The organism is Spirosoma agri (assembly GCF_010747415.1).
Classification (GTDB): Bacteria; Bacteroidota; Bacteroidia; order Cytophagales; family Spirosomataceae; genus Spirosoma; species Spirosoma agri.
Genome location: NZ_JAAGNZ010000001.1, coordinates 1,210,708 through 1,230,111 on the forward strand (window position 1 = coordinate 1,210,708; position 19,404 = coordinate 1,230,111).

The 19,404-nt window shown below is 49.4% G+C and carries 17 protein-coding genes; 7 read left to right on the forward strand and 10 right to left on the reverse strand.

Translation table 11 applies throughout. The features are described 5' to 3' along the window. Positions 1 to 97 precede the first annotated feature (97 nt). Both GK091_RS05015 and GK091_RS05020 read left to right on the forward strand, forming a co-directional pair. Positions 98 to 451 carry a transmembrane 220 family protein gene (locus GK091_RS05015; protein ID WP_164035507.1) on the forward strand — a complete coding sequence of 118 codons (354 nt, stop codon included), beginning with the start codon at positions 98 to 100 and terminating at the stop codon, positions 449 to 451. Further along, on the forward strand, positions 448 to 1,293 hold the full coding sequence (locus GK091_RS05020) for a hydroxymethylglutaryl-CoA lyase (RefSeq protein ID WP_164035508.1): 846 nt from the start codon (positions 448 to 450) through the stop codon (positions 1,291 to 1,293). Before GK091_RS05015 ends, GK091_RS05020 begins: the two co-directional genes overlap by 4 nt. A 114-nt stretch (positions 1,294 to 1,407) precedes the next feature. Here the strand turns inward: GK091_RS05020 and GK091_RS05025 are convergent, their stop codons facing one another. Continuing rightward, on the reverse strand, positions 1,408 to 1,932 hold the full coding sequence (locus tag GK091_RS05025) for a DUF7935 family protein (protein WP_164035509.1): 525 nt from the start codon (positions 1,930 to 1,932) through the stop codon (positions 1,408 to 1,410). Between the two features lie 136 nt (positions 1,933 to 2,068). Between GK091_RS05025 and GK091_RS05030 the strand changes: the two genes are divergently transcribed. Together GK091_RS05030 and GK091_RS05035 are read left to right on the forward strand one after the other, a co-directional pair. Beyond that, positions 2,069 to 2,362, forward strand: a complete 294-nt coding sequence (locus tag GK091_RS05030) for an iron-sulfur cluster assembly accessory protein (RefSeq protein ID WP_164035510.1) — start codon at positions 2,069 to 2,071, stop codon at positions 2,360 to 2,362. Positions 2,363 to 2,515: 153 nt separating this feature from the next. Further along, a complete protein-coding gene (locus GK091_RS05035; RefSeq protein WP_164035511.1) occupies positions 2,516 to 6,361 on the forward strand; it encodes a sensor histidine kinase in 3,846 nt (1,281 codons plus the stop codon). 119 nt (positions 6,362 to 6,480) lie between these two features. On the opposite strand, the gene GK091_RS05040 is transcribed toward GK091_RS05035, so the two are convergent. Then, the gene (locus GK091_RS05040; RefSeq protein WP_164035512.1) at positions 6,481 to 7,068 is read right to left on the reverse strand and encodes an HNH endonuclease; all 588 of its coding nucleotides are present in this window, start codon (positions 7,066 to 7,068) and stop codon (positions 6,481 to 6,483) included. Positions 7,069 to 7,375: 307 nt separating this feature from the next. Here GK091_RS05040 and GK091_RS05045 point away from each other — a divergent pair, with 307 nt between their 5' ends. Beyond that, entirely contained in the window at positions 7,376 to 7,747 is a 372-nt protein-coding gene (locus tag GK091_RS05045) for a CoA-binding protein (RefSeq protein ID WP_164035513.1), read from the forward strand. A 127-nt stretch (positions 7,748 to 7,874) separates the two neighbouring features. Here GK091_RS05045 and GK091_RS05050 read toward each other — a convergent pair whose 3' ends face one another. The 7 genes from GK091_RS05050 to selD form a co-directional block, all read right to left on the reverse strand. Further along, positions 7,875 to 8,882, reverse strand: coding sequence for a 3-oxoacyl-ACP synthase III family protein (locus GK091_RS05050; protein WP_164035514.1), 1,008 nt, complete (start codon positions 8,880 to 8,882; stop codon positions 7,875 to 7,877). Positions 8,883 to 9,024: 142 nt separating this feature from the next. Then, on the reverse strand, positions 9,025 to 9,276 hold the full coding sequence (purS, locus tag GK091_RS05055; RefSeq protein ID WP_164035515.1) for a phosphoribosylformylglycinamidine synthase subunit PurS: 252 nt from the start codon (positions 9,274 to 9,276) through the stop codon (positions 9,025 to 9,027). 55 nt (positions 9,277 to 9,331) lie between these two features. Beyond that, positions 9,332 to 10,033 carry a CDP-diacylglycerol--serine O-phosphatidyltransferase gene (pssA, locus tag GK091_RS05060; RefSeq protein ID WP_317166273.1) on the reverse strand — a complete coding sequence of 234 codons (702 nt, stop codon included), beginning with the start codon at positions 10,031 to 10,033 and terminating at the stop codon, positions 9,332 to 9,334. A 61-nt stretch (positions 10,034 to 10,094) separates the two neighbouring features. Next, the gene (locus GK091_RS05065; RefSeq protein ID WP_164035516.1) at positions 10,095 to 10,751 is read right to left on the reverse strand and encodes an MBL fold metallo-hydrolase; all 657 of its coding nucleotides are present in this window, start codon (positions 10,749 to 10,751) and stop codon (positions 10,095 to 10,097) included. Positions 10,752 to 10,813: 62 nt separating this feature from the next. Next, a complete protein-coding gene (locus tag GK091_RS05070) occupies positions 10,814 to 11,515 on the reverse strand; it encodes an SAM-dependent methyltransferase (protein ID WP_164035517.1) in 702 nt (233 codons plus the stop codon). A gap of 58 nt (positions 11,516 to 11,573) precedes the next feature. Continuing rightward, the gene (locus GK091_RS05075; RefSeq protein ID WP_164035518.1) at positions 11,574 to 12,344 is read right to left on the reverse strand and encodes an alpha/beta fold hydrolase; all 771 of its coding nucleotides are present in this window, start codon (positions 12,342 to 12,344) and stop codon (positions 11,574 to 11,576) included. 75 nt (positions 12,345 to 12,419) lie between these two features. Further along, positions 12,420 to 13,502: a selenide, water dikinase SelD gene (gene selD, locus GK091_RS05080; RefSeq protein ID WP_164035519.1), complete on the reverse strand. Its 1,083-nt coding sequence runs from the start codon at positions 13,500 to 13,502 to the stop codon at positions 12,420 to 12,422. A 327-nt stretch (positions 13,503 to 13,829) separates the two neighbouring features. Here selD and GK091_RS05085 point away from each other — a divergent pair, with 327 nt between their 5' ends. Together GK091_RS05085 and GK091_RS05090 are read left to right on the forward strand one after the other, a co-directional pair. Then, positions 13,830 to 17,216, forward strand: a complete 3,387-nt coding sequence (locus GK091_RS05085) for a TonB-dependent receptor (protein ID WP_164035520.1) — start codon at positions 13,830 to 13,832, stop codon at positions 17,214 to 17,216. 153 nt (positions 17,217 to 17,369) lie between these two features. Continuing rightward, positions 17,370 to 18,233 (forward strand): glycerophosphodiester phosphodiesterase family protein, encoded by an 864-nt coding sequence (locus GK091_RS05090; protein ID WP_164035521.1) that lies wholly within the window; start codon positions 17,370 to 17,372, stop codon positions 18,231 to 18,233. Between the two features lie 24 nt (positions 18,234 to 18,257). On the opposite strand, the gene GK091_RS05095 is transcribed toward GK091_RS05090, so the two are convergent. After that, positions 18,258 to 19,223 carry a patatin-like phospholipase family protein gene (locus GK091_RS05095; protein WP_164035522.1) on the reverse strand — a complete coding sequence of 322 codons (966 nt, stop codon included), beginning with the start codon at positions 19,221 to 19,223 and terminating at the stop codon, positions 18,258 to 18,260. Positions 19,224 to 19,404: the final 181 nt, after the last annotated feature.

The following is a 19,404-nucleotide window of genomic DNA, read 5'->3' on the forward strand; positions in this document are numbered from 1 at the left end:
GTCAATTATGTTGTGTGAGCAGATTTCGTAGCTAATGTCAGGAAACTGACTGGTACGTGACTGTTTTCTCGAAGTATCCAAATCATTATCCGACCTCATGCGTAAAGTGCTTTCAATTGTTTTTGGACTGCTTTTTGTTCTGTTTGCCGCTTTTCAATATAACGATCCGGACCCGGAAGTGTGGATTCCTATCTATGGATTCGCGGCTATGGCTTGTTTCATGGCCTACGTAGGGCTGGCACGCTGGTGGTTTCTGGTGGCCATGGCAATCATGTATGTGGTTGCGGCTACTTACCAGTGGCCCCCCGTTTTCGAAGGATTCATGTTCAGTGAAACGGGCATGCGAAGTCTGAACATCGAACTGGCGCGTGAGGCCGGTGGACTGGCCATCTGCGCAGTCGTGATGCTGGTGCTGGCTGTACTGTCACGTCAACCCGTTTCTCGCGCATGAAACTCATCGAATGTCCCCGTGATGCGATGCAGGGGCTTACGCATTTTGTGCCGACGGATCTGAAAATCAGGTATCTAAATGCCCTGTTGCAGGTTGGTTTCGACACGCTCGATTTCGGCAGTTTCGTATCGCCCAGGGCTATTCCTCAACTGCGCGATACGGCCGAGGTACTGGCTGGACTGGAGCTGGATGATACCCGAACGAAACTGCTGGCTATCGTCGCCAATGTCAGAGGAGCTGAACAGGCCAGTGCTTTTTCGGCCATTCAGTACATTGGGTTTCCGCTTTCGGTATCCGAAACGTTCCAGCAGCGAAATACGAATAAGTCCATTGCGCAGGCGTTTGAGGAAGTAGACGAAATTCAAAAGCTTTGCATAGAGGGTGAAAAGCAACTGGTTATCTACCTCTCGATGGGTTTCGGAAATCCCTACGGTGATCCGTATAGCCCCGATCTGATCAGTGATTTTACGGGAGAGCTGGTCGATATGGGCGTTCAGATCATTGCGCCTTCCGATACGGTAGGTTCATCGACGCCGGCGCACATCGAAACGCTATTTGAGCAACTTATAGCCACTTTCCCGACCGTCGAGTTTGGGGCTCACCTACACGCCCGACCGGGTGAAGGGCCTGCCAAAGTACTAGCTGCTTATCGGGCAGGCGTTCGGCGTATCGATGGGGCACTGCGCGGTTTTGGCGGCTGTCCAATGGCGGCCGACGATCTTACGGGAAACATTCCGATGGAAGATGTCGTCGAAACGCTTACGAATCAGGGCGTTTCCCTTCATCTCAACCAGGCTGCCCTTCAGAAAGCACTGGCTTTGTCAGCCGGCGTGTTTATGTGAATCTGCTGGCAGAGTGGTGTTCGATACGCCAAACGACCACTCTACAAGATATGGCATATCGAACACCACTCTGCCAGCAAACTCGTTTATACAGGCCCGCCCGCCTTGCGTTTATTACATGAACATGGCCTGGATCTCTTCCTTGACGGATTTGAGTGCATCAGTAGTAGGCAGCCGGTCTTTCTGGATAATGCGTTCGAAAATACGCTTAGACAGATCGAGAGCCGGTGCGTCGGGTTGTGTATCGCCGGAGGCCTGATTGATGAGTGTCATCACGTCGTTCATCGCCGTCTGGACCTTATCCCAAACAGCCTGACTCATGTAGACCTGCTGCGAGAGGTTGTGGTTGTATTCATCCCTGATTTCCTGTAAAAGCCGTTGCTGAAACTCAAGGGAGGTGGTGGCGGTTCCGCCCAGGCGCAACAGAAGATTGTTAGGGCTAATTCGCTCCAGAAACAACACCATCCGCTCGTAAGCCTGCAAACGTACAGGCACAACCGTTTCGGTATATCGGTTTTTAACATCGAAGCGATGGCGTTCTGCTTCACGCTCCAGCAGTAACTTGACCGTTACATACATGCCATACAGCACCAGACCGGCGGGTATAATTAATTTTAGAAAATCACTCAGCAACTCCATATACGGGAAAACGTTGTTTACGTAAAAAAAGGTAATTTTGAAAAAAGGGTTTATGGTTTTGTGCAATGGATCAGGGTAGGCAGATCGAACTGTTCACCCGAAACCAGACGCCAGAACTACAAACAACAACTAAATCATGCTGGTACTCGATAATCCTGTCCGTGTTCGGCCCGAAGCGCGGCAGCAGTTACTGGACACATTACAGTCCAATAAAATTCCTGACGAATACGGTTTACGCATTGGTATTCGGGGTGGGGGCTGTGGCGCATCCTGGCTACTGGGTTTCGATATACCCGGCACTTCCGACGAAGTGTATAACGTTGAAGGGGTTCGCATCATTATTGATCGTAAGCATTTGTTGTATGTATTGGGGGCCGAAATTGGATACGAACCGGGTGGATTCACGGTCGACAAAGACCCGCCCGCTTAATGGTTACCAGGCGATCGTCAAGAACTAACAAATTTGTTCGTGTAAGGGCCGGAAATAGCCCGTCATAAACCATCTGCTGTAGATTTTAGCCTGTTGCTGACCAAAATTGGCATGATTTTAGGTCAGTTTTGACCAAACCCTCCCACCGGGATCGTGAAGCGAATTGAACAACATATTTTTTTACTAGTCGCTATACTGGCTGTAGTCTCTTCGGTATTGTGCTATTGGGTTCTGGAGCAGAATGCGCCGGGAGCTACGGATGAGCAATACATGGCTGCCGTACAGCAACGGGTGAAGGAGGAAATGCGGGTCAGCACGAATGAATTAGCGCGTGTTGCCGAGAACCTTCGAAAAGCACCCAATGCTACGTTCGCCAGCATGAGCCTGCCAACTCAATATCCGTACTTCGTTTTTCGCAACAAGCCGGGTCAGCGGGGAGGGCCACAGCTGTTGTACTGGTCCGACTACCGATTTATTCCGGAGTACGCCCGCATTGCTTCCGTCAAATACGCGACGTTAATTGATTTTGAGCAGGGCAAATATATTGTCAGTCGTCAGCGCGTACGCAGTGGAGACGATACGCTGGACGTATTCTCGCTGGTGAACGTTTATCGGCAGTATCGCAACACCAATACGTACCTGCAATCGGGTTACAATCCCAGCTTGTTTGCTATTGACCCTGACTCGATCACCAACACCAGAACCAACGTTTACCAGGCTATTTACGATAATACGCCGGCTTATCTGTTTTCGGTGGTGCCTCCTAAGGTCGATGTGTTTCGGAATCATTCGACGCCCGTCAATACCGTAATTCTGGCTGCGCTGGGCATGATTTTTCTGGGCTTGTATGTCATTCAGACGCTGATCAGGCTCCGTCGGCGCCGACGTTACGAGCTGGGATTCGTCTGGCTGGCTGCTTATCTGGTCCTGCTACGGGTCGTGATGCTGTATTTCGGTGTGCCCTTCTTATTTGTCGAATCCGATCTATTCAATGCCAAATTTTACGCGTCGTCGATCTTCGTACCGTCGCTGGGCGATTTGCTGCTGAATGCCCTGGTTGTTCTGATTCTGGCCTACTATTGGGTCAATCATTACTACCGCTCCCGATCGTATGGCCAGCTTATCCACTTGCCGGATACTACAAAAAAATTGATTTCCATTGCCTGCGTGGTCGTCAGTTATCTGGTCTTCTTTGTTTGTTACGACGAGCTGAACAATATTTACGAGAAGTCACAATTCACGCTCGACATTACGCTCAACATCCGATTTTCTCCGTTAAAGATCGTTTGCCTGATTGTCTTCGTTGCCATTTCGTCCATCTACTTCCTGCTGAATCATCTGCTGGCCAGCCTTTTTTTGCGCTTCAATCGCGCTGTGGGCGTTGGCCTGGTGTGGATGTTGGTGGGCACACTAATTTCGACGGCTTTAGTATACGTAATCAACCAGTCCGTTGAGCCGATCATCTTCCTGAACGGATTCTACTTTCTATTGATTTACGTAAGTCGTTTTCCCAAGGCACTCTACACATTCCGGTATAAAACCTCTATCTATCTGTTCCTGACTGCCTTCATCTGCGCGGTCACGACGGCCTATGTCGTTTATAATCAGGAGATAAAAAAGCAGCTGATTCGTGAACGGGAGTTTGCCATGCAGCTATTGGCCGAAAATGATGAGTTTGGCGAATTCCTGATGAGTAAGGCGCAGGAGTCGATTATGGACGATGCCGATATTGCCCGCTTATTACGGAACGATACCCTATTGGTTCGCGAGCGTATTCAGCAGCGCATAAAAAGTGTTCATCTGGACAAATATTTCGATAAATACGACATCGATGTATCGTCGTACCGGGCTAACGGTCAGTCGCTCGATATTAGCCCGAACGCCAATACGTTGCCCAAGTTGAAGGCCCGGTACCGTCGGCCACTGTATCAGACGCAATATTCTGGCGTGTATTTTGTGAACGAAGCGGGGAATCAGTTTATCAAACAGTATATCTGCTTCATTCCTATCAAACGGATCGGCGAGGGACAGTCGACCACTGCCGACACAATCGGGACTATTGTGCTTGATCTCAAACTGCGCAGCGAACGGCCCAAAAGCGTTTATCCTGAACTGCTGGTCGATGCAAAATTTATGCAGACTCCTGATACGCAGGAGTATAGCTATGCCATTTTCAAAGGGCAAACGGCCGGAGGAACCACCCACCATCGAATCCTATACAGCGCGGGTAGTTACAATTATGACCGCAAAATGCCGCCTGCCCTGCTGGACGATCCAACTCTCTACAGTACGGGCCTCATCGCCAACGGGTATCAGCATGTTGGTCAGCGCGGGCAGGACGGGCGTATCGTAGTCGTTTCCTCGGCTGAATATCCCTTCCAGAACGTCTTTTCCAACTTCTCCTTTCTCTACCTGTTGCTTGTCCTGACCGTCCTGCTTGTTATCGTTACCTATGCCGCTTATTACGGATTCTCGCGCCTGAGCATAAATTATTCCACGCGGATTCAGATTCTGCTGAACGTCGCGTTTTTCCTGCCGCTGCTGTTCGTAATCGTCATTATTTTGAGCGTAATCAGTTCGAACTACATCACGAATCAGGAAAATTCGTACATCAGTAACACCCGGAACATAGCCTCCAATTTTGAAACATACCTCGATGAGTATTTACAGGGTAGGCGAAGTAAAGCGTCGATGGAGGAAGAGTTGCGCAAAATTGCCCGCGACGCCGATATCGATATCAACCTGTTCACGACAGATGGCCGGTTGAGCACCTCGACGCGCCCATTGATGTATGAGGGTGGGCACCTGTCTAAACGGATCAATCCGGAGGCCTACATCCATGTTATAGAGGAAAAAGAAAACCAGAAACTGCTAAACGAATCGCTGGGGAGCAAACAGTACCGAACAGCGTATGTAGGTATTAAATCCTACGACGGGCGGCTGCTGGGCGTATTGAGCATTCCCTATTTCTACGCCCGCCCCGAACTCGACCGGCAGATCATCGAAGTCATCTCGTCGGCGTTGAGCATTTTTACAGGTTTGTTTTTGTTCTTCCTGATCCTGTCCTACTTCGCGTCGAACGTGCTGACCAAACCACTTAAGTTACTGACGCAGAAGATCCGAAAAACGAATTTGAACCAGCCCAATGAGCCGCTGCCGTGGCGTTCGGACGATGAAATTGGCTTACTTATCCGTGAGTACAACCGAATGCTGGTCAAACTGGAAGAGAGTAAGCTGGCACTGGCGCAGAATGAGAAGCAGTCTGCCTGGCGCGAAATGGCCAAGCAGGTGGCTCACGAAATCAAGAATCCGCTCACCCCCATGAAGCTCACGTTGCAGCACTTGCAGCGAACACTTCCGGGTGCCAATGGTGACGAGAATGCATCGAGAAAAGCCAATGATCCGGCCATGCGACGGGTCATTCAGCGGACGTTCGATTCGCTCCTCGATCAGATTGATAACCTGAGCGATATTGCCACCTCGTTCTCTGATTTTGCTAAAATGCCGTTACCGAAGACCGAGGTATTCGAGGTGACCGGTGTTATCAACAAGGCCGCTGATCTGTACGCCGACGATAAGCATATTAGCCTACAGCGGGAAATTGCGTCCGGTCCGGTCATGGTTACGGGCGACCGCCAGCTTATCGGTCGTATTCTAACTAATCTGATAATCAATGGCATTCAGTCCGTTCCGTCCGATCGTAAACCCGTGCTCAATCTACGACTCTACACCAGCGACGATGACGTTCGGATCGAGGTGCACGACAATGGCGCTGGCATTCCGGAAGCGATTCGCAAAAAAGTTTTTCTCCCCAATTTTAGTACCAAGCGGGGCGGATCAGGATTAGGGTTAGCGATTGCCAAACGTGGGGTCGAACATGCGGGCGGATCGATCTGGTTTGAAACGAATGAAGGGGTTGGCACTTCTTTCTTCCTTTCATTGCCCCTGGCCCCCCAATCGGTCGATGAACAGGCTGCAAACCAACTGGCCAACCGCTAAGGGCAAGGCGTCCTCAAGGCAGGTCAGGCTATACCAGAAAACGACGAAGCCATTCAGGGTTTCCGAACGGCTTCATTAGGTGGTCTCCAAAACGGCGTATTGTCGAGTTCCCACTAGGGTTAATCGCCGTCGATCGTCACGTGTTTCCAGTTCTCGCCCGATCGAATTCGATTGAGTTGCGTGTGGGTGATGCCAAATTGCTTGGCGATCATTTTGAGTCGATTTTTATCGTTCCGGAGCAGTTTCTTGATGATTTTGACCTTGGTTTCCGTTAGCTTGTAGTTTCGGGTTGGGCGCGGCATCGGACGATTCAGAATATTCGGATTGTTCCGATTATGCTCGATCATCTCATTTTTACTGACCCATTGCAGGTTCTGGTAGTAATTGTTCTGTTTGTCGTGATCAAGGTGAATCACAAACGTCTGGTCCTCCTGCTGACGGGCAAGAAACTGTTCGGCAACCAGCTTATGCACATAGCGATTCAGCGTTTTTCCGTCGGTTCGGATGTTCAACGAGCGATACCCCTGAATGACAGATCCTTTGATAATTGTTCCAGACACATTGCCTGAACTATCGGGACGCGCGCCCTGGAAGCTACGCAGGCGCCCGTAATTTGACACGTCATAACGAGGTGGGTTTACAACACCGTCGAATAGAATGGGTACCCACTTCTCGTTCCAGAAACTCTGATTTTTTTTCTCCGTCATTGTCAGCGGTCATTATGTACCTGGATTGTAGTATGCGTTTATTTGCTTGAAAGTGATGTTTTGTTTAATCTACGTTCAACAAAAGTAAACGAAAATAATTACCCATCAACTATAAAAAAACTGATTATCAATCATTTCCGGATATGCTTGATAAAATACCGGTTTAAAGTAGCTAATTATATGAAATTGTGCTCAGATGTCCTGTGAAACCTATCCTACGAGAATAAAATGGGTTGAACTAACCTCGCTCCTATAGGTTTTATCAGAAAGACAGTGCGGGTCGGTGGACCAGCACGAATCAAAGCAGATGGAGGTAAAGCAAAAGAAAACAGTCGTAATCGGCGCGTCTGAAAATCCCGAGCGGTACGCGTACCGGGCTGCTCATAGCCTTTTACGGCACGGCCATGACATAGCGTTGGTTGGTGTGCGGCAGGGTGCTATTCAGGGACATCCTATTCAGACAGGGCAACCTGTTCTGACTGATGTCGATACCGTCACGTTGTACGTAGGGCCGCGTAATCAGCCGGTTCTCTACGAGTACATCAAAGCGATGAAGCCCAAGCGGGTCATTTTTAACCCTGGAACGGAAAATCCGGATTTTGAGAAGCAGTTACGGGCAGAAGGCATCGAGCCTATTGAAGCTTGTACCTTAGTGATGTTGTCGATTGGGCAATATTAGCCAAAGCTGGCTATCAGATGAGAAGAAATCCTGATCGCCTTTTGTAATGCTGCTCGATACGCTAGATCTTAAACACTTGGCGTATCGAGCAGCATTACAAAAGGCGACTGGTCCGGCTACAATTGAGCTACCATTTGATGAGTGCCGATGCCCAGGTGAATCCACTACCAAATGCGGCCAGGCAAACCAAATCACCGGATTTTATCTTGCCCTGTTCAAAGGCTTCGGTTAGCGCGATGGGAATAGAGGCCGCCGTCGTGTTACCGTACTTCTGAATGTTGTTAAATACCTTCTCATCAGGCAGATTCATCTGCTGCTGCACATAGCCTGAAATGCGGATGTTGGCCTGGTGGGGCACGAGCAGATCTAAATCCTCGTGCGTATACCCATTTGCATTGAGACCTTCGTTGATCACTTCCATGAAGCGCACGACCGCGTGTTTGAACACCGTGTTTCCGTTCATAACAACGCGGCTACCGCCCGATGTTGCCGTATCGGCCGTGATAAAATGATCAGGGCGGCTGCTACCGGGGTCTTTCAGGTACAACTCTTCGGCATAGCGCCCATCAGCGTGCAGGTGCGTTGACAAAATACGATGCTCCGGGTCAGTAGTAGCCTGAACAACAGCCGCGCCCGCACCATCACCGAAAATAACGGCAATACCACGACCTTCGGTTGTCTTGTCCAGAAACGTCGATTGTATTTCCGATCCAATGACGAGCGCCGTTTTATACATGCCTGACTTGATGAACTGATCGGCGATGGATAGAGCGTACACAAAACCGGAGCATTGCTGCCGAATGTCGATGACAGCTGTACCTTCGAGTCCCAGTTCACGCTGCATCAGAAACGCTGACCCAGGAAAGTAATAATCCGGCGATAAGGTAGCGTACACGATCAGATCAACGGCTTTCGCATCCAGCCCGGCGCGGTCGAGAGCCATTCGCGCGGCTGCGGTCGCCATGCTGGAATTAGTCTCTTTTCCATAGGTAAAAAAACGCCGTTGTTTGATCCCCGTTCGTTCCTGAATCCAGGCGTCGGAGGTTTCCATATACTGAGTCAGGTCGTCGTTCGTGACAATGTTGTCTGGTACGTAAAAGCCCAGCCCAGTAATCCTAGAATAAGTCGTAGTCATTCGCTAATGGCAAAATAATTGGCAAAAATAGCACTTTTTAAGGTAGCTATTGGGGCCGTAGCTTGCCTGTCCAAGTATTCATCGAAAAATGCAGTTTTTGTCTCGCAGACAAAACCCGCTCTATTCGCGCGCGAACTGACCGTTAAGCGGGCTGTAGGTCGAATGAATATTCTTCCATGATCAGGTTGGCCAGCAGTTGACGGCAGGCTGCATCGACTGTTTCGTGGGCTTTTTCCTGGCTGTCGGCGTCTACTTCGAGCCGGATATGTTTTCCGATACGGACGTTGTCAATGCTGTCCATCTGAAGATTATGAAGACCCAGTTTGACGGCTTTGCCTTGAGGATCAAGTATTTCCGACCGGGTCATGATGTTGATTTTAGCGACGTATTTCATTGGTAAACGTGAAAGAGAGAGGAATGACCGAATGCGTGTAACGAGTACAGAAATTTTACCCGTTCGCTTGTTCGCTCGTTCGCTCCTTAGAAAAAAGTGAAACAACAATATAAAGTAGAATAATCAGCGGGATCGCTGCAAACTGCAAAAATAACAAGAGTAGCGTGGAAGCGATCAGAAAACTATATTTAATCCGATTTTCGGTCCAGCCGAACGACTTGAATTTTAGCGCAAACAACGGTACTTCCGAGACAAGCATGAACGAAAAGGCAATCATCATGCCCATTGCAATGTCATTTTGCCAGATCGTGTCGTATTGTGGCTGGTAGTGACCCATAAGCGGAAAGGCGGCAAGCAGCATCGCATTCGCCGGTACGGGCAAGCCAATAAAGGATTCCGACTGCCGGGTGTCGATGTTAAAATTTGCCAGTCGCAGTGCCGACAATACAGCAATCAGAAAAGCACCGTATGAGATTGTCCCCAACCCCTGAAACCAGCACAGCTGAAAGACGATCGTAGCCGGCAATACGCCAAATGTAACGACATCGGCCAGGGAGTCCAGTTCTTTGCCGAATGGTCCCGACACGTGCACCATGCGGGCGACAAAACCATCGCCGAAGTCGAGTAGAGCCGCTAGACCGATCAGCCACGCAGCCGTGTCCAAATGCCCGCGTAAGGCCATCACCACGCCTATGCATCCACACAGCAAATTGCCGCAGGTCATGGCGTTGGGAAGATGTTTGAGAAAAGGTTTCAAGTAGGAATATGAAATTATAAAGTAAAATCAGGAAGGATAAACCGTCAGCAAGCTTGCCTATTCATCGCTCTTGAGTGGATGCTCCCTGAACAAACGGATTTGTGCGCTTTTCCTGCCCGATCGTCGTTGACGCCATATGACCAGCGTAGACAACGTAATCGTCGGGCAGCGTATAAAACTGGGTTCGGATGCTGTTGACGAGATCGGCGTGGTTACAGTAGGGGAGATCGGTCCGGCCCACGCTTCCCTTGAACAGCACATCGCCACCAATCACATACCGATCTTTGTGATTAATGAAGGCGACGTGACCCGGCGCATGACCCGGCACAAAAACAACATCGAGCGTTGTGGTACCAAACGTAAATTGATCGCCCTCCTTCAGGTATTTGTCGATCTCAGCAGGCTCATACCCCCGCAGGCCGTATAACGCGCAACGGGTCGGTACATCGTTGTAAATCACCCTATCCAGCTCGTGCAGATAAGCGTCTACCCCAAACTTTCGTTTGACGTAAGCCACACCAAATACATGATCGAGGTGAGCATGGGTAAGGAGCAGGTACTTGACCGTTAAGTTATGGGAGTCGACGAATCGCCCTAACGCTTCCTTTTCGGCCTGATCATAACAACCGGGATCGATGATAACTGCTTCGCCGGTCGCGTCGTCGGCAATAACATAGGTATTTTCGCTGAAGGGAGAAAATTCGAAGGCCTGGATCATTCGGGAACGCGGGTAGATGCCCGCATTTTTTGCTGTTTGCTGCGAGGTTCACCCGCGTTACCTCACAAAAGTAGAAATACGGTTGGTTTTTTGCGCAAATCAGGGACCTGTGTTTTCCACTCGCGAATGGTTCGGGTGCGGATGAAGGCGTCGGGTGCAGTCACGTTGCAGGCTACGCACAGGCGGGTGTTTGGTTCGCAGTTGGCGATAACCTCCGCAAAAAGCGCATCATTCCGGTAGGGCGTTTCCATAAAAATCTGGGTTTGCTGCCGTAACTGTGCTTCTTTTTCGAGATGGCGAACGGCACGGGCGCGGTCCTGCCGCTCAATGGGTAAGTAGCCATGAAAGACAAATGACTGACCACTCATGCCGGATGCCATAAGGGCTAGTAAGATAGATGACGGACCAACAAGCGGTTCGACTCGCCAGCCCAGCGCATGGGCCATACCCACCACCACCGAACCCGGATCGGCGACGCCCGGACAACCCGCTTCCGACAAGACGCCCGCGTTGCGTTTTCGTTCGGTCAGTTCCTGAATCTGTCGGCGGGTATCAACGGGGGGCGTGTCTTTGTCAAGGTCAAAAAAGGTTGTCTCATCGATAACGCGCGATGTTTTCAGGCCACTGATGAATCGCCGGGCTGACCGTACGTTCTCGACAAAATAGGCGTCGGTTCGTTCAATGATAGCTTTGTGATAAGCCGGCAGGACCTGTTCGGTTGTGTCGTCGGCCAGTAGGGTAGGAATGAGATAGAGCGTTGGCATGATGCATGAGCGCCGATAGTTGAAAAACGAGTCGTTGGCAGCGCCCTTCTGAATAGAGTTACTGGTTAAGAAAAGACATGAGCGCATCCACGAATTCCACTGGCTTTTCGGCCTGCACCCAGTGTCCGGCATCCTGAATGACCGCGAATGTAACATTCGGGAAAAGGCGCTCAATCACCGGAATATCGTCGTCTTGGATATAAGGCGATTTGCTGCCCCGAATGAACAGCGTGGGTTCGTTGACAATCCGTGGATTTGTGAGTTCTTGGCCGATACCTTCTAGTTCGCGCTCGATGACCGGCAGGTTTAACCGCCACGCAAACTTGCCCTGTTCGTCCCGGTACAGGTTTTTGAGTAGAAACTGCCGAACCGTCAATATGGGTTCGTAGGTACTCAACAGGGCGTCGGCCTCGTTGCGGCTTTTAAGACTGTCTAGGTCGATCGCGTTCAGACCACGTACCAGTTCGTCATGGTGAACGGGATAAAATTTGGGTGCAATATCAACGATAACAAGTTTTTCGAACGTGCCCGGATAGGTCATCGCATACTGCATAACCGCTTTACCGCCCATCGAGTGACCGACCAGAATGGGATTTTCTAGTTGATGATCGATTAGAAATTCGCGCAGATCGGACGCCATTGTCTGGTAATCGTGCTCATCGGCGCGGGGTGATTGGCCGTGGTTCCGTTGATCGAGGGCAAAAACGCGATAGCCCAGCGCAGCAATCGACTTGCTGTTGGTCAGCCAGTTGTCTGATGACCCAAAAACACCATGAAGAATGACAATTGCCGGACCGGTTTCGCCCGTTTGTCGGAAGAATAATTTCATTGAATCAAATAGAGAAAGAGCGAAAAAAGGCAAGAGCTAAAAAATGGCTATCGGTGTAGCGTGCTCGTTCACTCTTCAGTTTACATAAACTACTTTTTCCCGCTGGTTAACCAGTTCGCCAAAGGATTGGAGCGAGAAACCGTTTTCACTGGCAACCCGCTCAAACTCGGCTGTACTGTTTGGCTCAACGGCAATGAGCAACCCGCCTGACGTTTGCGGATCAGCCAGAATATAGCGTTGATGTTCGGTCAATTTGGTGATCTTGTGCCCGTAACTATCCCAGTTTCGGACCGTACCGCCCGGAAAGCTTTTTTGAGCCAGATAATCGTCCACAAAGGGTAGGGTTGGCACATCGGTAAACGAAATGACGGCACTTAATCCAGACCCTTCGGCCATTTCGGTAAGATGCCCCAACAAACCGAAGCCCGTAACATCAGTCAGCGCCTTGACGTACGGCAACCTGCCCAAAACAGCCCCGAAGCTGTTCAACTTTGCCATTTGCGTAGGTGCCAGCGTGGCATGTTCGGGTTTCAGAATCCCTTTTTTCTGGGCCGTTGTCAGAATACCAACGCCAAGCGGTTTCGTCAGGTATAGCCGACACCCCTCGGTGGCCGTATTGTTCTGTTTAAGATGATCGATGCGAACCCGGCCCGTAACGGCAAGGCCAAAAATGGGTTCCGGCGAGTCGATACTATGACCACCCGCGAGCGGAATCCCCGCTTCCCGACAAATGGCACGAGACCCCTCAAGCACCTGACCCGCTACCTCGGGCGGCAGTTTGTCCAGTGGCCATCCCAGAATAGCAATAGCCATAATTGGCTCACCGCCCATGGCATATACATCACTGATGGCATTGGCCGATGCGATCCGCCCAAAATCGAAGGCGTCGTCAACGATCGGCATAAAGAAATCGGTTGTGCTTATAATGGCTTCCCCATTGCCGAGGTCAAGAACGGCGGCATCGTCGCGGGAGTCATTGCCAACGAGAAGGGTTGGGTACTGTGGCTGGTCAATCGGTTGGTTGTCGACTCCCGTGCCGGGCCCAACTGTTCGACTGTGCAGAATCTGGTCCAGGATTTTGGGCGAAATCTTGCAGCCACAACCCGCACCGTGACTATACTGAGTGAGTTTAACAGGAATTGTTTCGGTTGGCGTCATAACAAGACAAAACTAAGAGCGTGACCACCTAAAATCGGAAAATCTATCACTAATGACTACGACCATCGCTGTCGATTGGTTCCTATTTTCGGTAAAGCTATCTAAATGAAACTGTGGACTTAATAATATGTTAACAACCATTTATAGAATCTAACCGCATTCGAATAGGGTTATTTTTAGAATCTTGGTTAAAGTCCAGCAAATAGTGGTACTTTTTGAAGATGCCCTGCTTTACCAACTCAAAAAAAGTAGCATCTTTGTCATTAAATTAATGACCTATCTGACTGGATGAGTTGCTCACGACTACAAACTAAATCAATCAATTTTATGTCAAAAAAATTACTGCATTTTAGGGCGGCTTTTGTGCTAGTCAGCGGTATGCTGCTGTCTGTGCTTGGTGGGAGCGGAGCACTGGCGCAGGTTACGACCGCTGTTATTAATGGTCAGGTAAATGATGACAAAGGAGCGCCACTGCCGGGTGCTACAGTTGTAGCGATCCACGAACCCTCAGGTAGCCGGTACGGTACGACGACGAATGCTTCAGGACGGTATACAATCCCTGGTGTTCGGGTGGGTGGACCTTTTAAGATTACCTCCACTTTTGTTGGTTTCAAGGATCAGGTTGTCGATGGTGTATTCACGAATCTGGGTACATCGTCAGACGTAAACTTCAAAATGACTGACAACAGTACGCAGTTGTCAGAAATTGTTGTAACAAGCAACCGGAATGGAATTATCAGCTCAAACCGCACGGGTGCTGCTGCATCGTATGGTCGGGAAACGATCAATACCGTTCCTACAATTGGCCGTACGATCAATGATGTTACCAAGTACAACGCCTATGGTAATGGTCAATCATTTGGTGGTCAGGATGCTCGCTTTAACAACATTACCATTGATGGTGCTGTGTTCAACAACGGTTTTGGTCTAGGATCATCGGCCATTGCTGGTGGTCGGACAGGAACAACCGCTGTTTCGCTTGACGCTCTGGACGAAATTCAGTTGAACGTAGCGCCTTATGACGTTCGTCAGACTGGTTTCTCGGGTGCTGGTATCAATGCCGTAACGCGTTCAGGAACGAACGACTTTTCGGGATCAGTCTATTATCTTTTTCAGAACAGCGATCTAGCTGGTAAAAAAGCGGATGGTAGAGATTTAGCACCCGTAACAATTAACAAAAACACATCTGGTTTCCGGTTAGGTGGGCCGATCATTAAAAACAAGTTGTTCTTCTTTGTGAACGTAGAGCAATTTAAAAGCAGTGTGCCTGCACTGGACTTCGTGGCTGACCGGGGAACAACGTCTGGGAACGTATCGCGTACAACGGCAGCTGATTTAGAGGATCTTAGTGCGTTTATGAAAACGAATTTCAATCGTGATCTAGGTGCTATTGATAACTTCAATAATGAAATAAAAAGTACCAAAGGTCTGATTCGGCTTGATTATAACATCAATGACAAACACAAACTGTCAGTGCGTTATTCTCACCATAATTCTCAGTCAGATCAGGCAATCAGCAATAGCAATAGTAGCAACACGGCTGGTAATGGTAACCGCACCGGCTATGCGTCTACGGGCTATTCTGGTAACCTGGCGCTTTCTCCACAGAACACAGGTTACAAGATTGCTGACAATACCCGCTCGATCGCTGCTGAATTGAACTCGACGTTTGGTGGCAAATTTGCCAATAAGCTGGTTGCCACTTATAACAAGCAAATTGAAGATAGAACCTATCGGACCGACGTATTCCCGACTATCGATATTCTGAAGGATGGAACGACGTATACCTCAATTGGTTTTGACCCGTTTACGCCGAATAACAAACTGAATTATTCGACACTGAATATTACGGATAACTTTAGCTACTTCGCCGGTAAACACACGCTGACATTAGGATTGTCTTACGAAAAGTACACGTCAAACAACGTGTTCTTCCCTGCGTCAAACGGTGTGTATGTGTATAACTCGATTGCCGATTTTAAGGCAGCCGCGCTTGCTTCAATAAGCAACCCAAATTCAACTACGTCGCCGGTTTCGGTAGCTCGCTACAATCTGCGTTACTCGCTAGTCGATGGTGGGGCAGAACCATTGCAAACATTGCACAGAAGTACGTACAGTGCCTATGTACAGGATGAGTTCCAAGTTAATCCCAGCTTTAAATTAACGGCTGGTGTTCGGGCAGATATTTTTGCCTATGACAACTCAACTGCTGCTGCTTTTACTAACGAGAAGGTCGCTAGTTTAAACTACAAAGATGAGAATGGGCTTGATTATAAAATCAACACCGGTGCCTTCCCCAAAGCTCGTTTACTAGTCTCTCCGCGTGTCGGTTTTAACTGGGATGTGAAGGGGGATAAGATGACGCAGATTCGTGGCGGTAGCGGTCTATTCGTATCGCGTATTCCTGAAGTATTAGTATCTAATCAACTAGGTAATAATGGTGTAAATACCGGCGTATTTAATATTCTGAACCAGAACATTCCATTTGTCACTGATCCGAGTAGAATCCCCGCAGGAGTATTACCCGCAATCACTTCAAATGTTCAGAGTTTATCGGGGTATGCCGTTAATGCAACTGACCCTAACTTGAAATACCCAACTGTTTGGAAAACAAATGTCGCTATCGACCAGCGGTTGCCTTGGGGATTGATTGGAACATTGGAAGTAATCTATAATAAAACCATTCAGGGCCTTCGCTATATTGATGCTAACCTGAAAGGACCTGACCGCCAGTTGACCGGCCCTGATACTCGGAGCCGATTCCCTGGATCGGGTTTGACCGGATCTGCTGTTAACGCAGCCCGCTACATTAACTCAACCAACACAAATGCTTTCGTTCTGAAAAACACAACGGAAGGTAGTGCTTATACATTCACAGCTAAACTTGAGAAGCCAGCTAATAATGGTTTTGGCGGAATGGTTGCTTATACCTATGGCTTGGCACGTGACTTAATGTCGGTAGGTAGCACGGTAGTTGGTAATACGCCCACGGTTGCTGGTCAGAATTATCTGACAACTTCGTATGGCGATAATGACCTGCGTCACCGGATCATTGGCTATTTGAATTATCGTCTCAATTACGGTGGCAAATTTGGTGGTTCTACTACGTTTACACTCGGCGGTACCTCTACCAGTGGTTACAAACAATCATACTTGTATGGTAGTGATCTTAATGGTGATGGCCAGACGAATGACCTGATCTTCGTTCCAAGAGCTGCGTCTGATTTGACATTTGCTACGCTTACGGTTGGCAGTGGAACTTCTGCTGTGACGTATACGCCGGACCAGCAACAAGCTGCTTTCGAGGCCTACATTAATGGTAACGATTACCTGAAAACCCGTCGTGGGCAATACGCCGAGCGGAATGGTGGGTTTGCGCCCTGGTTGAGTCGTTTCGACTTCTCAGTTATTCAGGATTTTTATGTCAAAACAGGTGCTAAGGGAACAAGACATGCCATCCAGTTCCGGGCCGATATTCTTAACGTTGGTAACTTGCTGAACAACAAATGGGGCGTAGGCTGGATTCCTACAACTGCTAACCCATTAGCGTTGGTAGGTGTTAATGCTGCTGGTTTGCCAAGCTATCGCCTTGCTACGCAAAATATCGTTGTTGATGGCAAAGCACAAACGATCCTATTGAGAGATTCATTCGTTAAAAGTGTAACGATTGATAACGTTTGGCAGGCTCAGCTTGGCGTTCGTTACTCATTCTAATAAGATTGATCAAGTGATCGAAAATCCCCCGCACAGCAATTGTGACGGGGGATTTTCAGTTTTCGACCAGATGAGAAGTATGGCGGGTGAGGGTAACTCATCGTCATCGCCCACATCGATTGATGTAGACAAGGCAACAACAATCTAGTTATTATGAAGCTGTATTCTTTTCTTTTGCTTCTCGTGCTCATGGCCATTGAGTCGTCTGCGCAGGCTGTCAATCGGTTTCAGGATGAGAAGGCGATTGACGCTTTCTTTACCTATCAGCCTGGACGAAAGCGACCTTATATCCTGGCGCATCGGGGTGGCCCCGGACCAGCAGATACGGAGAACGCCATCCCGACGTTCCAAAAAATTGCCCGTGTTCTGCCCGATGCTATTCTGGAGATGGACGTACGCATGACGCGGGACAGTAACTTTGTGTTGCTACACGATGCAACCTTAGATCGCGAATCGAATGCGGTCGGCGCAGTGGCTGATTGGTCGTTGAGCGATTTGAAAAAGGTTCGGTTAAAGACAGTCGCCGGTCAACTGACGGATCAACAAATGCCGACCTTTGCCGATGTACTGGCCTGGAATCAGAACCGGTATGTGCTGGCGCTCGATGTGAAACCCGGAACCGATCCCGTTCGTGTGATGAAGGAGGTACAAAATTACAACGCGCAACATTCGGTATTCGTTATTTGTTATTCGCTGGCCGATGCGCAGCGGGTGCGGGCTAGCTTTCCTACTCTCTGGCTGGCCGTGGGCGTTAATGGCATAGGTGATCTGGAGCGTTTGGAAACGAGTAATCTCGCTACGCGCCTGATCGCGCTAACCCCGCAGAAACTCCAGCCCGCGTCTTTTTACGACCGCTTGCACAAGCTTGGTATTCTCAGCTCCGTTGGCACATATGGGCCGAATCAACTGGACGAAAAGCCGCTCCCGGAAGCTACAGCTGGTTATCGTGAATTGTTGCGACTGGGCGGTGATATCATTACCACAGACCGTCCTCAGGAGGTATCCAGTCTATTTTAGACCTTGGCGGGTTGGCATTGAATCTTACCGTTGCGCTTTCATTACATCCGTTCCTGCCTGATAGCCCGAAACAATCATCCGGCCAATATCGTCGGAGGTGAATTTCATCAGGTTCAGGGACAGAGGCTCCGTTGGGCGAATGATCGTTAACGTAAGATCGCGACCATGGAGGTGTTCCCGCTCGGCGAAACGCTCGGCCCAGGCAATGTCATTGTTGACCAACTGATTGACCGTAATGTCTTTAACGCGGTCCATCAGGTTCAGTAAATTCCGGTAGTTGAATTTTTCGTTGTAAATCTTGCGGGAGTGACAGGCGACGCAGGCAATTTCGGTCGCTCCGTCTTCGATCGCAACGCGTAGGGGAGCTACCTCCCGCAGACCGCCATCCAAAAATGCCTTCCGGTGATCGCCCCCAATCTGCACGGCAGGCATCAGAAAGGGCAGGGAACTGCTGGCGTAAACGTATTCGAGAAAGTCGGGGTCCTGCGCATCGGCGTAGCGCATATCGCCTTCGATGATGTCCACGGCACCCACTTTTATGCGCAACGGCCCCTTCCGGATGGCTTCCAGATCGACGTGATTACGAATCAGGTTTTTGATCGGAGAGTTGTCAAGCAAACCGTCAAACCGCCGAATAAGCGTGTTGTAACCCAGTCGAAACCGCGACCGGATAAACGCGACATCATCGGGTTTGGTAATGTTCCGAATCCAGAATTCAATCAAAAATTTGCCAACTTTCTCCCAATCGATTTTGCCGCTCTCTGCATACTGACGGGCTGTTTCGTTGGCAATGAATGTGGCGTTGAGGCTACCAACCGAAATACCATAGAGCTGATCTGGCACAAATCCCGATTCGAAAAGAGCCATTACGGCCCCAGCCTGAAAAGCACCTTTCAGAGAACCACCGCCCAGGACAAGGGCTTTCGTGGACCTTCTCTCGGACGAAACTGCTGTGGGGTGAGGAACGGGAGGGACCGGATTATTGATCATGAACGACGCAGAAAAGTAAGATAGACGACGGTAAATTGACAGTTTATTGCGTAAGAAACAAAGGGAAAGCGATTATAAAATGGCGTTCTGGTTCATTGGTTTTCTAAGCGGCTTTTTCGGCGTCTGCGCTTTCCTTGCTATACTTGCCGAAAATTTAGCCAGTTGCGGGTTGTCGATGGCC

Coding starts and splice junctions, on each gene's coding strand:
- selD (WP_164035519.1), bottom strand. CDS start 13,502: ATGACGCCAACCGAAACAATTCCTGTTAAACTCACTCAGTATAGTCAC.
- purS (WP_164035515.1), bottom strand. CDS start 9,276: ATGAAATACGTCGCTAAAATCAACATCATGACCCGGTCGGAAATACTT.
- GK091_RS05065 (WP_164035516.1), bottom strand. CDS start 10,751: ATGATCCAGGCCTTCGAATTTTCTCCCTTCAGCGAAAATACCTATGTT.
- GK091_RS05015 (WP_164035507.1), top strand. CDS start 98: ATGCGTAAAGTGCTTTCAATTGTTTTTGGACTGCTTTTTGTTCTGTTT.
- GK091_RS05030 (WP_164035510.1), top strand. CDS start 2,069: ATGCTGGTACTCGATAATCCTGTCCGTGTTCGGCCCGAAGCGCGGCAG.
- GK091_RS05090 (WP_164035521.1), top strand. CDS start 17,370: ATGAAGCTGTATTCTTTTCTTTTGCTTCTCGTGCTCATGGCCATTGAG.
- GK091_RS05045 (WP_164035513.1), top strand. CDS start 7,376: ATGGAGGTAAAGCAAAAGAAAACAGTCGTAATCGGCGCGTCTGAAAAT.
- GK091_RS05020 (WP_164035508.1), top strand. CDS start 448: ATGAAACTCATCGAATGTCCCCGTGATGCGATGCAGGGGCTTACGCAT.
- GK091_RS05040 (WP_164035512.1), bottom strand. CDS start 7,068: ATGACGGAGAAAAAAAATCAGAGTTTCTGGAACGAGAAGTGGGTACCC.
- GK091_RS05025 (WP_164035509.1), bottom strand. CDS start 1,932: ATGGAGTTGCTGAGTGATTTTCTAAAATTAATTATACCCGCCGGTCTG.
- GK091_RS05095 (WP_164035522.1), bottom strand. CDS start 19,223: ATGATCAATAATCCGGTCCCTCCCGTTCCTCACCCCACAGCAGTTTCG.
- GK091_RS05070 (WP_164035517.1), bottom strand. CDS start 11,515: ATGCCAACGCTCTATCTCATTCCTACCCTACTGGCCGACGACACAACC.
- GK091_RS05085 (WP_164035520.1), top strand. CDS start 13,830: ATGTCAAAAAAATTACTGCATTTTAGGGCGGCTTTTGTGCTAGTCAGC.
- GK091_RS05075 (WP_164035518.1), bottom strand. CDS start 12,344: ATGAAATTATTCTTCCGACAAACGGGCGAAACCGGTCCGGCAATTGTC.
- GK091_RS05050 (WP_164035514.1), bottom strand. CDS start 8,882: ATGACTACGACTTATTCTAGGATTACTGGGCTGGGCTTTTACGTACCA.